Origin of the sequence: Pseudomonas sp. NPDC089392, assembly GCF_044749595.1 — a bacterium.
Taxonomy (GTDB): Bacteria; Pseudomonadota; Gammaproteobacteria; order Pseudomonadales; family Pseudomonadaceae; genus Aquipseudomonas.
The window spans coordinates 23,096-35,698 of record NZ_JBIVIF010000058.1; the positions used below are offsets into that span (position 1 = coordinate 23,096).

The window sequence follows — 12,603 nt, forward strand, 5'->3', positions numbered from 1 at the left end:
TGGTTACCACCTTGCGCGGTCCCCTGTGGGAGCGGGCTAGCCCGCACACAAGGGCCGCGCAAGGCAGGTACAGTTCTAATTGCCGATTACGTCCTGCTCCAGGAATGATTGCCGCCGACCTTGGCAAAGCGGTTGAGTGGCAACAGTGTGCGCATCGCTTCCTGACTGCGCGCCAGGTCGACGAACTGATAGGCGTTGATCCGCGGCATGCCGTACAGGTTGATGACCTGACGCAAGGTACGCAGCGCCGGCAGGTGGCGGTCGACCACATCGCTGAGCATGGCCGGGCCGGTCATGCGGCTGAGGCGGTTGGCATAGCGGTAGAAGTTTGCCGGGTCATCGGCCAGGCTTGGCTTGCTGTCGTAGAAATCCTGGTTGGTCTGGTAACGCGCATGCATCTCTTCGGAAATGGCTTCCAGGGTAGGGTTACCAGGGTGGCTGCCGATCAGGCTGGTGTTGTACAGGCAGTTCATGCCCATTTTTTCGTTGGACATGGGCGGCGCCAGCAGCAGGCCGTTGGGCGTGGTGCGCAATTCGACCTGGTCGATGGTTTCGCCAGTGGCCAGCAGGGTGTCGTCCACATCCATGTACAACCCCCCTTCATGGTGCAGCATCGGGTAGCGCAGCACATCCGAGGCCGAGGCATAGTTGCTGGCGATGCCGCCATTGCCATCCAGTGCGGCATCGTACTGGGCGTAGTACCTGCTCTGGCGAAACGCCCTGTAAAAGGCTTGCTCTTCCAGAGGCAGCACTTGCAGGTCAGGGGCGTGTTCGGCCAGTAGGCTCAGGTTCTCGGCGTAAGCTGCAGGGGCCGCGCTGGATAGGTACAGGCGCAGGTTATATTGGCTGTCGTTGAGGCGCTCGGCGTTGCTGCCCAGGTTGGCCAGCAGTTCAGGGCTGATGACTTTGTCACCCACCCAGAGGCATGCGATCCGCTTGGGAATCGGGTAGCTTGCGCTGGCCACTGTCGGGATCTCCACTGGCAGCGCAAGGTCGATGCCCAGCGCGCGCAGGCTGCGGCTGCGCATGGCGTTGGTGACTGTGCGGGTACTGCGAACAGGCTGCAGATCCCTGATTCCAACCCTGGCGACGTAGCCTACTGGGTCGATTTCGTTGAGGTCCTGTTCACGAATGAAGACATCGCGCTGCAAGTCGTAGACCACGCGTTCGTTATAGGTGTCGATGCTCGCATCGAGGTTGTCGATGTCGCTGTTATAGAGCGGCGTGCGGATAACCGAATCGGTGATGGCCTGGTCGCCGTCCGGCAGTGGTGCAATGGGCTCACGGGTATGGAAGTAACGCGCACCTTCAGGCTCCGGGAAGCGGGGTGGCGAGACAGGGCTCAATGGGTAACCGATCTGTTCGTTCAGCCGCGTTGGCGGCACGAAGCCTTCGGTTTTGAATTCGAACAGTGCCTTGGCCCTGGTTGCACCGACGATTGCCAGCGGCGCGGCGTTGAGCAGGCCCCAGGTGATATTACCGACGCCGTCTTGCTTCTCTTGTAGCGTCTTGCCATTGATCGCCTGGTCCAGCCCCAGGCCCAGCTGCGCGATGCCGCCCACGGCCAATAGCGGGGCCAGGCCTGGTACCACCAGGCATAGCGGGGCCAGCAGGTTGAGCGTGGTAGTCAGGTAGCCGAGCCAGCGCGCTTTGCTGACCTGGCTGTCGCGGGTAATGAGGAAATCGGCGTCATCGTAGCTGCGTTGGCGCTGGCGCTCGGCCAGGGCCTGGAACAGATCGCCGTCAATCCTGGGGCTGTAGGTGTCGGGCCGGTAGTTCACGTAGGTGCGCGGCGGCCAGGTGCCGTCGTCGTTGAAATAGCCATGCTCAGGTGGCAGCTGATGGCGCCTGGGGTACTCGGCCAGCCCTTCGAGGGCCGTGTCCAGGCCGCTGAAGTCGAGGCCTTGCGGGCAGTCGGCCAGCCGAAAATGTTGCTTCAGGGCACGGCGCTTGAGCGGGTCTTTGCACTGCTGGCCAACCCAGTCCTGCAACTGCATCTGGCTGCTGAACTCCAGCAACGGCGAGCTGTTGCCGGGTATGTACAGCACGCCAAGGTCACTGGCAGGGTGATGCAGGTACAGCAGGTCGGTGGCGGCGTAGCCATAGATGTTCAACATGCTCAAGCGCAGGGTGATGCCACGCGGCATCAGCCCGGCAGCTTGCCATATGAGCTTTCTGGCTGCCTCGCTGAGGCTGCCTTCAGCGACTTGCTGGTTACAGGCGGCGATGAAGTTGAGTTTGCAGGCCAGCCGGTGGTTGTGCAGGTGCTCGCCCCAGTAGCGGTCAAGCTGGGCCTTGAAAGGCGTATGAAAGTCCAGGGCTTCGATGAAGCGCTGGAAGGCTTCGGCGGCGATCGGCAGATGGGTGGACGCGTCATAGCGTTGTGGGGTGGTGCGGCGGAACAGGCCGTTGAACACCTCAAAGGCGACACCTTGGTGGTTGAAACCCGGTGCCGGCAAGGTTTCGACCAGGCGCAGCGAGCCGTCAGGCAGCGAGCCGGCCCAGGGTTGGCGCAGCAGGGCACCGAACAGGTCGTTGTTGGATTCTCCTTGCCAGTTGCCGAGCACTGCCTGGGGCAAGCTCATGCTTTGGGTAATGGCGGCAAAGTTGCTGTCTGGCCCATCGGGGCAGTAGTGCAGGGTGACGACGTCAATCTGCTCCGGATCGAGGTCATGGCCTTGCTGCTTGAGCCACTGCCGGATAGCCCGGCTGGCTTCGCGGTCCGGGCGGGGCACATGGCTGAGATGATCGCGGACGTATTGCACGCCGGCAGCATTGATACGGCTTGTTGACATGGTATTCACCTTGCTCATTGACGGGAATGGCAAGGCTGAACGGCTGGTGCCGACCGGGGTGGTAGATAGCTACCGGTGGCCTTCAGGCGGCAGCAGCGCGGTGACCGGGGTGATGTCGCGCGGCGCCTCGGGTTCGTCGCTGAAGCCGGCGGGCACCTTGCCCCGCAGTTGCCAGGCGAAGGCAATGATTTCGGCAATGGTCAGGTACAGCGCTTCGGGGATCTGCTCGCCCAGCTCCAGGCGTGCCAGCAGGCGCACCAACTCGGCGTTTTCGTAGATCGGCACCTCATGCTCGCGGGCCAGGGCCAGGATGGCCTCGGCCAGCGCATCGTCACCCTTTGCGCTCAGGGTTGGGGCTTGCTGGCCGTCGTAGCTCAGGGCAATGGCCTGGTGGGTGGGTTTCTTTGTCATGCGTTTTCATCCACCCAGCGTTGTTCCACCCGCGTGCGCGGGCCTTGTGGTGGCGTGCCGGGGTGGCACTCCAGGTCGCCTACGTCCAGGCCACGTGCCAGCAGGCGTTCGCGCAGGGTGCCCAGCTGGGTGTCGATCAACCGGGCGGTTTGCTCGCGCTCTGCCCACAGCTGGCCGCTCAAGCGGCCCTGGCTCAGCTGTGCCTGTACCTGCATGGGGCCGAGCGGCGACAGGTCGAAAGCCAACTCGATGCGCCACAGGGCCTGCAGGGGGTCTTGCGCCTGGTGCTGGCGATCTGCCTGCTGTTGCGGGGTTTCCTCGCGCTGCAGCTTGACCTGCAGCGGGATGAACTCCTGGCCGTGGCGAATCGGCACTTCGGTTTGCCAGGTGGTCTGCAGGTTGCCGTTTTCCAGCGTGCCGGTTTGTTGCAGGCTGCTCATGGCGTGGCTCTGCAGGCGCGACACGGCGGCGGCGGCCAGGCGCAGCAGTTGTTGCAGGTCGCCTTCGTCTTCCATGGCCTTGAGCAGGCGCGACGGCAGTGGGAACGCGCCGGGCTGTGGCTTGGGGCTGACCCGTTCGAGCATGCCCAGGGCGCTGCGGGCCAGTGCCGGCATGGTCACGGCCAGGCTGGCGGGAGCCAGGTTAGCGGTTGTACCAGTGGGAGCCTGGGTAATCAGCCGCAGCAAATGCGCCTTGAGGTCGGTGGCAACGCTGGCGGGGAAGCCGCCCAGCAGTTTCGCTTCCAGGAAGGCGCCGCTGTTGTTCAGGGCTTGGGCCACTGCCTTGGCATCGCCCAATTGCCGGGCATCCGGCAGGCCGGCCAGCAGGCGTTCGGCGCTGGCGCGCAGGTCGCCATCGGCGCCTGGGTCGCGGGTGAGCTGCTGCAGGGCATTGAGCAGGCCGGGTAGCGAAGCCTGGCGGTTTTGCTGGGTCAGCAGTTGCTGGGCAATGCTGAGCTGGTCCTGCCGGCCGCTGAGCGGCACGAAGCGCAGCGACTGGTCGCCCTGCACCAGCGCACTGAGCAGGCTGCCGACGGCCAGCGGGCGCGGGCTGTCGACGGTCAGGGTAGCGCCGGCCTGGGCACTGTTGAGCAGGCTGACCAACGCCCGGTAGACCGGTGCTTGGCCGGGCGCCTGGGCCAAGGCCTGGTTGGTCACGACCTTGCCTTGCAGCAGGGTGCCGACCGGCACCTTGCTGGTGTCCAGGCGGGTGAGGGTGGCAATCTGGCTGGCGTTGGCCTGCTGCAACATGATTGCCAGGCGGTTGCTTTCGGTCTGGCTGACGGTGACCTGGCTGCCCTGTGGCAGGGGCTGGCTGGCGCTGGCCTGTAGCTGGGTCTGCGTGCCATTGGCCTGCATCAGCCGCAGCACCAGTTGAAAGTCGCTGCCCACCTGGCGCAACGACACGACTTCGGCCTGTGCGGTCTCGCCGGGGGCCATCATGCCGGGCTGTGGTTGCGTCAGGCGCAGCAGTTCGCCAGTCATGCCCGCCTTGATGGTCTGGGTGCTGATTGCGGTTTGTGCACCGAGACTATTGATTTCAGTCATGATTGTATACAACCTGTCGAACCCGGCCTCTTGGCAGCGCGGCGGCGCGTGTAATAATGCCGGGCGCCTGTGGTTGCCAGTATAACGGCAGCGTAGGGGGCGACTTGAGACACAAGGCTTCAGGTTGGTGTTGCCTGGTTCGCGGGTGAACCCGCTCCTACAACGTTTTGTGCTGCCTTCGAGGCCTGCGCTGTACATGTAGGAGCGGGTTTACCCGCGAACCAGGCAACACCGACCTTAAGCCCTACAAAAGATAAGGCGAAACCGTGACCCTTCACCTCCAAGCCGCAGGCCTGGCCTGCGAGCGCGACTGGCGCCTGCTGTTCGAGCAGCTCGATTTCGAGCTGGGTGCTGGCGACATGCTGCAGATCAGCGGCCCCAACGGCAGTGGCAAGACCAGCCTGTTGCGCCTGTTGGCCGGGTTGATGCAGCCAACCGCCGGGCAGATCCTGCTGGGCGGCAAGCCATTGGCCGAGCAGCGCCACGCGCTGGCCAGCATCCTGCTGTGGATCGGCCACGCCGCCGGCATCAAGGACCTGCTCACTGCCGAGGAGAACCTCACCTGGCTGTGCGCCCTGCACCAACCGGCCAACCGCGAGGCGATCTGGGCAGCACTGGCGGCTGTTGGCCTGCGCGGTTTCGAAGACGTACCCTGCCACACCCTGTCGGCCGGCCAGCAGCGCCGCGTGGCCCTGGCCCGGCTGCACCTGGCCTGCCCGCCGCTGTGGATTCTCGACGAACCGTTCACTGCCCTCGACAAGCAAGGCGTGGCGCAGCTCGAAGCGCACCTGGCGGCCCACTGCGAGCAGGGCGGCACGGTGGTGCTGACCACCCACCACACGCTGGAACGCAAGCCCTCCGGTTACCGTGAACTGAACCTGGGGCAATGGGCGGCATGAGCGTATTCATTTTGTTGTTGCGCCGCGAAGCGCGCCTGCTGTTCCGCCGCCCGGCCGAGCTGGCCAACCCGCTGGTGTTCTTCGCCATCGTCGTGGCGTTGTTCCCGCTGGCGGTCGGCCCGGAAAGCCAATTGTTGCAAACCTTGTCGCCAGGCCTGGTCTGGGTGGCAGCCCTGCTGGCGGTGTTGCTGTCGCTGGACGGCCTGTTCCGCAGCGATTTCGAGGACGGCTCGCTGGAACAGTGGGTGCTGTCGCCGCACCCGCTGGCGCTGCTGGTGCTGGCCAAGGTGCTGGCGCACTGGATCTTTTCCGGGCTGGCGCTGGTATTGTTGGCGCCGCTGCTGGCACTGATGCTGGGGCTGCCGAGCCATTGCCTGCCGGTGCTGCTTGGCTCGCTGCTGCTGGGCACGCCGGTGTTGAGCTTGCTGGGCGCGGTGGGCGCGGCGCTGACAGTCGGTCTGAAACGCGGTGGTTTGTTACTGGCGTTGCTGATTCTGCCGTTGTATATCCCTGTATTGATCCTGGGCAGTGGTGCGTTGCAAGCGGCGTTGCAAAATATGCCGGCAACCGGCCACTTGCTCTGGCTTGCCAGCCTCACGGCCCTGGCCGTGACCCTGGCACCTTTTGCGATAGCGGCTGGCCTGAAGATCAGCGTCGGCGAATAACGAGTCCCGGGCTCTCAAGCCCGGCAAATACCCTGGATGTACCTGATGAAAATAAGCTGGACGTGGTTCCACAAGCTGGGCTCCCCGAAATGGTTCTATGCCATCAGCGGCCGCATGCTGCCGTGGCTGGCCGGCGCTGCCGTGCTCCTGCTGCTGGTCGGCATCACCTGGGGCCTGGCCTTTGCCCCCCAGGACTACCAGCAAGGCAACAGCTTCCGCATCATCTACATCCACGTGCCGGCGGCGATGCTGGCGCAGTCCTGCTATGTGCTGCTGGCGGTGGCCGGGGTGGTGGGGCTGGTGTGGAAGATGAAACTGGCCGATGTCGCCCTGCAGTGCGCCGCACCGATCGGTGCCTGGATGACCGCCGTGGCGCTGGTCACCGGCGCCATCTGGGGCAAACCGACCTGGGGCAGCTGGTGGGTCTGGGATGCCCGCCTTACGTCCATGCTTATTTTGCTGTTCCTGTACTTCGGCATTATTGCGCTGGGCCAGGCGATCAGTAATCGTGACAGTGCGGCCAAGGCCTGCGCCGTGCTGGCGATTGTCGGCGTGGTGAATATCCCGATCATCAAGTACTCGGTGGAGTGGTGGAACACCCTGCACCAGGGCGCCACCTTCACCCTGACCGAAAAACCGGCGATGCCCGCAGAAATGTGGCTGCCGCTGCTGTGCACGGCGCTGGGTTTCTATTGCTTCTTCGGTGCCGTGCTGCTGTTGCGCATGCGCCTTGAAGTGCTCAAGCGCGAAGCGCGCGCCAGTTGGGTCAAGGACGAAGTGTTGAACAGCCTGGGGCGGAGGGCCGCACAATGAGCTTTGCCACCTTCGGTGACTTCCTCGCCATGGGCCATCATGGCCTGTACGTGTGGTCGGCCTATGGCATCTGCCTGGCGGTGTTGGCGCTGAATGTCGCCGCGCCCCTGCTGGCCCGCCGTCGCTACCTGCAAGAAGAGGCGCGCCGTTTGCGCCGGGAGAACAACCAGTGAATCCGCAGCGCAAGAAACGCCTGTTGCTCATCGTCGGCCTGCTGGTCGGCGTCGGGGTTGCCGTCGGCTTTGCCTTGAGCGCATTGCAGCAGAACATCAACCTGTTCTATACCCCCACCCAGATCGCCAACGGCGAGGCGCCGCTGGACACCCGCATCCGCGCCGGTGGCATGGTCGAGAAAGGCTCGGTGCAGCGCTCGTCCGACTCGCTCGACGTGCGCTTCGTGGTCACCGACTTCAACAAGTCGGTGCCGATCACCTACCGTGGCATCCTGCCCGACCTGTTCCGCGAAGGGCAGGGCATCGTCGCGCTTGGCAAGGTCAATGCCGAAGGCGTGGTGGTGGCCGATGAAGTGCTGGCCAAGCACGACGAGAAGTACATGCCGCCCGAGGTCACCAAGGCCCTGAAAGAAAGCGGCCAGGCTGCCACCGGCGGGGAGGCCAAGCCATGAACGCAGCACTGGTGATCCCCGAACTCGGCCAGCTGGCGATGATCCTGGCCATCTGCTTTGCCGCCGTGCAGGCCAGCGTGCCGCTGCTGGGGGCCTGGCGTGGCGACAGCCTGTGGATGAGCCTGGCGCGGCCGGCGGCGTGGGGGCAATTCGCCTTCCTGGCGTTTGCCTTTGCCTGCCTGACCCATGCCTTCATGACCGACAACTTCTCGGTCGCCTATGTGGCCAGCAACTCCAACAGCGCCTTGCCCTGGTACTACAAATTCAGTGCGGTATGGGGTGCCCACGAAGGCTCGTTGCTGCTGTGGGCGCTGATCCTCGGTGGCTGGACCTTCGCCGTGTCGGTGTTCTCGCGGCAGTTGCCGCAGGTGATGCTGGCCCGTGTGCTGGCAGTCATGGGCATGATCAGCGTGGGCTTTTTGAGCTTCCTGATCATCACCTCCAACCCGTTCCAGCGCCTGTTGCCGCAAGTGCCGACCGATGGCCGCGACCTCAACCCGCTGCTGCAGGACTTTGGCCTGATCGTGCACCCGCCAATGCTGTACATGGGCTACGTGGGCTTCTCGGTGGCTTTTGCCTTCGCTATCGCCGCCTTGCTCGGCGGTCGCCTGGACGCGGCCTGGGCGCGCTGGTCGCGGCCCTGGACCATCGTCGCCTGGGCCTTCCTTGGCGTGGGCATCACCCTGGGTTCGTGGTGGGCCTACTACGAACTGGGCTGGGGTGGCTGGTGGTTCTGGGACCCGGTGGAAAACGCCTCGTTCATGCCCTGGCTGGTGGGCACCGCGCTGATCCACTCGCTGGCGGTGACTGAAAAACGCGGGGTGTTCAAGAGCTGGACCGTGCTGCTGGCGATTGCCGCATTCTCGCTGAGCCTGCTGGGTACCTTCCTGGTGCGTTCCGGCGTGCTGACCTCAGTGCATGCATTTGCCGCCGACCCGTCGCGGGGCATTTTCATCCTGATCTTCCTGCTGTTCGTGGTCGGTGGTTCGCTTACCCTGTTCGCCTTGCGCGCACCGGTGGTCAAGAGCCAGGTTGGCTTCGCCCTGTGGTCGCGCGAGACGCTGCTGCTGGCCAACAACCTGGTGCTGGTGGTGGCGGCCTCGATGATTCTGCTCGGCACCCTGTACCCGTTGGTGCTCGATGCGCTGACCGGGGCCAAGCTGTCGGTCGGCCCGCCATACTTCGATGCCTTGTTCCTGCCGTTGATGGCACTGCTGATGGTGGTGCTGAGCGTGGGCGTGGTGGTGCGCTGGAAGGACACCCCAGGCAAATGGCTGGCCAGCATGATGACCCCGGTGCTGATCGGCAGCGCCATCCTCGCCCCGGTGGCCGGCTTTATCGTCGACGACTTCGACTGGCCGACCCTGACGGCCTTCGCGCTGGCCGCCTGGGTGGTGCTTGGCGGGCTGCGCGACATTCTCGACAAGACTCGCCACAAAGGCCTGGTCAAGGGCCTGCCGGGCCTGGGCCGCAGCTACTGGGGCATGCAGCTGGCGCACCTGGGCCTGGCGGTGTGTGCGCTGGGCGTGGTGCTGTCGAGCAACAACAGCGCCGAGCGCGACCTGCGCATGGCCCCGGGTGAAAGCGTGGAGTTGGGCGGTTACCACTTCCTGTTCCAGGGTGCCAAGCACTTCGAAGGGCCGAACTTCATCTCTGACAAGGGCACCGTGGTGGTCAGCCGCGATGGCCGTGAAGTGACCACCCTGCACCCGGAAAAACGCCTGTACACCGTTCAGCAGTCGATGATGACCGAAGCCGGTATCGACGCAGGCTTTACCCGTGACCTGTACGTTGCCCTTGGCGAGCCGCTGGAGAACGGCGCCTGGGCCGTGCGCGTGCATATCAAGCCTTATGTCCGCTGGATCTGGCTGGGCGGTCTGCTGACCGGCCTGGGCGGTTTGCTGGCGGCCCTCGACCGGCGCTACCGCGTCAAGGTCAAGACCCGGGTGCGTGATGCCCTGGGCGTGTCTGGAGCAGCTGCATGAAGCGTTGGATCATGGTAGTGCCACTGGCGGTGTTCCTGCTGGTGGCGGTGTTCCTCTACAAGGGGCTGTTTCTCAAGCCCGACGAGCTGCCTTCGGCAATGATCGGCAAACCGTTCCCGGTGTTTTCCCTGGCCTCGACCCAGGGCGACCGCACCCTGACCCAGGCCGATTTGCAGGGCCGCCCGGCGCTGGTTAACGTGTGGGCCACCTGGTGCCCGTCGTGCAAGGTCGAGCACCCGTACCTGAACCAGCTGGCCCAGCAGGGCGTGATAATTCACGGGGTCAACTACAAGGATGACAACGCCGCCGCGCAGAAGTGGCTGGCCGAGTTCCACAACCCCTACCAGCTTGACATTCGTGACGAGCAGGGCAGCCTGGGCCTGGACCTGGGGGTGTATGGCGCGCCGGAAACCTTCCTGATCGACGCCAAGGGCGTCATCCGCTACAAGCATGTGGGCATTGTCGATGCCAGCGTGTGGCGTGAGCAGCTGGCGCCGCTGTACCAGGGCCTGGTCGATGAGGCCAAGCCATGAAGCGCTGGCTGGCAGCCGCCGTGCTGGGCATGAGCCTGGCCGGTGTGGCCAAGGCGGCCATCGACACCTATCAGTTTCGCGATGAGGCCGAGCGCGATCGCTACCAGCAGCTGACCAAGGAACTGCGCTGCCCCAAGTGCCAGAACCAGGACATTGCCGACTCCAACGCGCCGATTGCCGCCGACCTGCGTCGGGAAATCTTCCGCATGCTGGGTGAGGGCAAGAACAACGAGCAGATCGTCGATTTCATGGTCGACCGCTATGGCGACTTCGTGCGCTACAAACCGGCGCTCAGCGGGCGTACCTGGCTGCTGTGGTTCGGCCCGGGGATCCTGCTGGCCGGTGGTTTCGTGGCGCTGGCGGTGATCGTGCGCCGGCGCCGCGGTACGGCTGTACAGGGTAATAACGAGCTTTCCGTCGAAGAACGCGAGCGTCTCGCCAAACTGCTGGAAAAAGAACAGACCCATGATTGAATTCTGGCTTAGCGCGGGCCTGCTGTTGCTCGCCGCCCTCAGCTTCTTGCTGATCCCGATCCTGCGTGGCCGTCGTCGCCAGCCGGAAGAAGACCGTACCGCCCTGAACGTGGCCCTGTATCAGGAGCGCGTCGCCGAACTGGCAGCCCAGCAGGCTGCAGGTGTACTCGATGAGGCGCAATTGACCAAGGGCCGTGACGAAGCCGCGCGCGAGCTGCTGGCCGATACCGAAGGCGCTGACGCCCCGCGCCTGGGCCATCTGGGCAAGGCCCTGCCGCTGTTGGCGGCGGTGCTGGTGCCTCTGATGGCGCTGGGGCTGTACCTGCATTTTGGCGCGGCCGACAAGGTAGCCCTGACCCAGGAATTCGCCGAGGCGCCCAAGTCGATGGAAGAAATGACCGCGCGCCTGGAGCGTGTGGTGCAGGCCCAGCCGGATTCGGCCGAGGCCCTGTACTTCCTGGGGCGTGCCTACATGGCCGAGCAGCGCCCGGCCGATGCCGCGCGTACCTTCGAGCGTGCCGTGACCTTGGCCGGTCGCCAGCCCGAGTTGCTGGGGCAGTGGGCCCAAGCCCTGTACTTTGCCGCCGACAAGCAGTGGAGCCCGCAGGTGCAAGGGCTGACTGACGAAGCGCTGAAGGCCGACCCCAACGAAGTGACCAGCCTGGGCCTGCGCGGTATTGCTGCCTTTGAAGGCGAGCGTTACCAGGAAGCTATCGATTACTGGAAGCGCCTGCTGGCGCAGCTGCCGGAAGGCGACGCATCGCGGGCGGCGTTGCAGGGCGGTATCGACCGCGCCGCCGAGCGCCTGGGTGGCGGGCCAGGGCAGGCCGCAGAGCCTGCGCCAGTGGCGGCGCGCTTGAAGGTGCGGGTGGAACTGGCGGCGGCGTTGCAGGACAAGGTCAAGCCAGGCGATACGGTGTTCATCTTTGCCCGCGCCAGCAATGGCCCGCCCATGCCGCTGGCCGCCAAGCGGGTGACTGTGGCGCAGTTGCCAATTGAGGTGGAGTTGTCGGATGCTGACGCCATGATGCCGCAGATGAAACTGTCCGACTTTGCCGAAGTCCAACTGGTTGCACGTGTCTCGCGCGCCGGCCAGCCTACCCATGGTGAGTGGATTGGCCAGGGCGCGCCACTGCCCAGCGCCACCCAGGCCACCCAGCACCTGACCATCGACAGCCCCGACCCGTAAGAGATCAACGCCATGCACAGCACCGTCCGCCTGACCCTGATCACCCTGGCTTTGGGTTTGTCTGCGTGTACGGTGCAGCAGCCGTATGAGCAGCCGGAGCCGCCGATCGAACGTGTGCCGCCGCAGCAGGGGCCGGCGGTCAAGCCGTTGCCGGGTGGGCAGCCTGCTACCCAGCCGAGCAAGCCGGCTTCCATTCCCAAGCCGATGCCGCGTACCTCGGCCAGCTTTGCGCCACCGCCTGGCGGGGCTAGCCATTGGGACCCGAAGCTGGGGGTGTATGTGTTGGAGAAGCAGCCCAACACCTTCTACCGCCAGCGTACCTATTATCGGTTCGATAATGGCTGGAGCTGGTCGCTGAGCCCGAATGGGCCTTGGCAGGAAACTGACAGCAGTGGTGTGCCGGGTGGGTTGGGGCGGGCGTTCGCGCAGTAGTGATTTGTTTGCCTGTTCTGGCCCTTTCGCGAGCAAGCCCGCTCCTACAGGCTCACCACCAACCTCAGGTACTGTGATATCCCTGTAGGAGCGGGCTTGCCCGCGAATGCCTTTGCCTTTGCTTCTAAGCGCGCGGTAGTTCAGGCGACGCAGATTGCGACTTCAGGAGGCCGAGCGAAGGGCTTGCGGAGGGAGGTGACGGGCATGGATGCCCGTCAAGCGCTGAGGCCCCATGG

Annotated in this window: 13 protein-coding genes; 10 read left to right on the plus strand and 3 right to left on the minus strand. The window is 64.7% G+C overall.

The annotated features are described in order from the left end of the window. Positions 1-86: 86 nt before the first annotated feature. The 3 genes from ACIP1G_RS29295 to ACIP1G_RS29305 all read right to left on the minus strand — a co-directional run bounded on the left by ACIP1G_RS29295 (position 87) and on the right by ACIP1G_RS29305 (position 4,753). A complete protein-coding gene (locus ACIP1G_RS29295) occupies positions 87-2,795 on the minus strand; it encodes a dermonecrotic toxin domain-containing protein (RefSeq protein ID WP_400743536.1) in 2,709 nt (902 codons plus the stop codon). Between the two features lie 69 nt (positions 2,796-2,864). Continuing rightward, entirely contained in the window at positions 2,865-3,206 is a 342-nt protein-coding gene (locus tag ACIP1G_RS29300; RefSeq protein ID WP_400743539.1) for an EscU/YscU/HrcU family type III secretion system export apparatus switch protein, read from the minus strand. After that, positions 3,203-4,753, minus strand: coding sequence for a flagellar hook-length control protein FliK (locus ACIP1G_RS29305; RefSeq protein ID WP_400743541.1), 1,551 nt, complete (start codon positions 4,751-4,753; stop codon positions 3,203-3,205). The genes ACIP1G_RS29300 and ACIP1G_RS29305 overlap by 4 nt, the downstream gene beginning before the upstream one ends. A gap of 266 nt (positions 4,754-5,019) precedes the next feature. Here ACIP1G_RS29305 and ccmA point away from each other — a divergent pair, with 266 nt between their 5' ends. Genes ccmA through ACIP1G_RS29355 form a run of 10 tightly spaced genes read left to right on the plus strand, consistent with a single transcriptional unit; the run spans position 5,020 to position 12,367 of the window. Continuing rightward, on the plus strand, positions 5,020-5,652 hold the full coding sequence (gene ccmA / locus ACIP1G_RS29310; RefSeq protein ID WP_400743544.1) for a cytochrome c biogenesis heme-transporting ATPase CcmA: 633 nt from the start codon (positions 5,020-5,022) through the stop codon (positions 5,650-5,652). Next, positions 5,640-6,317 carry a heme exporter protein CcmB gene (gene ccmB, locus ACIP1G_RS29315; protein ID WP_013973563.1) on the plus strand — a complete coding sequence of 226 codons (678 nt, stop codon included), beginning with the start codon at positions 5,640-5,642 and terminating at the stop codon, positions 6,315-6,317. Before ccmA ends, ccmB begins: the two co-directional genes overlap by 13 nt. A 45-nt stretch (positions 6,318-6,362) precedes the next feature. Beyond that, entirely contained in the window at positions 6,363-7,130 is a 768-nt protein-coding gene (locus tag ACIP1G_RS29320; RefSeq protein WP_012273476.1) for a heme ABC transporter permease, read from the plus strand. After that, on the plus strand, positions 7,127-7,303 hold the full coding sequence (ccmD, locus tag ACIP1G_RS29325) for a heme exporter protein CcmD (RefSeq protein WP_012273475.1): 177 nt from the start codon (positions 7,127-7,129) through the stop codon (positions 7,301-7,303). The genes ACIP1G_RS29320 and ccmD overlap by 4 nt, the downstream gene beginning before the upstream one ends. After that, on the plus strand, positions 7,300-7,755 hold the full coding sequence (gene ccmE / locus ACIP1G_RS29330; protein WP_274080887.1) for a cytochrome c maturation protein CcmE: 456 nt from the start codon (positions 7,300-7,302) through the stop codon (positions 7,753-7,755). Before ccmD ends, ccmE begins: the two co-directional genes overlap by 4 nt. Before the next feature lie 11 nt (positions 7,756-7,766). Continuing rightward, positions 7,767-9,740 carry a heme lyase CcmF/NrfE family subunit gene (locus ACIP1G_RS29335; RefSeq protein ID WP_400743553.1) on the plus strand — a complete coding sequence of 658 codons (1,974 nt, stop codon included), beginning with the start codon at positions 7,767-7,769 and terminating at the stop codon, positions 9,738-9,740. Beyond that, on the plus strand, positions 9,737-10,273 hold the full coding sequence (locus ACIP1G_RS29340) for a DsbE family thiol:disulfide interchange protein (RefSeq protein WP_400743547.1): 537 nt from the start codon (positions 9,737-9,739) through the stop codon (positions 10,271-10,273). Before ACIP1G_RS29335 ends, ACIP1G_RS29340 begins: the two co-directional genes overlap by 4 nt. Beyond that, positions 10,270-10,746: a cytochrome c-type biogenesis protein gene (locus ACIP1G_RS29345; RefSeq protein ID WP_400743549.1), complete on the plus strand. Its 477-nt coding sequence runs from the start codon at positions 10,270-10,272 to the stop codon at positions 10,744-10,746. The genes ACIP1G_RS29340 and ACIP1G_RS29345 overlap by 4 nt, the downstream gene beginning before the upstream one ends. Continuing rightward, entirely contained in the window at positions 10,739-11,935 is a 1,197-nt protein-coding gene (ccmI, locus tag ACIP1G_RS29350) for a c-type cytochrome biogenesis protein CcmI (RefSeq protein ID WP_400743550.1), read from the plus strand. The genes ACIP1G_RS29345 and ccmI overlap by 8 nt, the downstream gene beginning before the upstream one ends. Positions 11,936-11,947: 12 nt before the next feature. After that, the gene (locus ACIP1G_RS29355; protein ID WP_346646745.1) at positions 11,948-12,367 is read left to right on the plus strand and encodes a hypothetical protein; all 420 of its coding nucleotides are present in this window, start codon (positions 11,948-11,950) and stop codon (positions 12,365-12,367) included. The last annotated feature ends 236 nt before the right edge of the window (positions 12,368-12,603 follow it).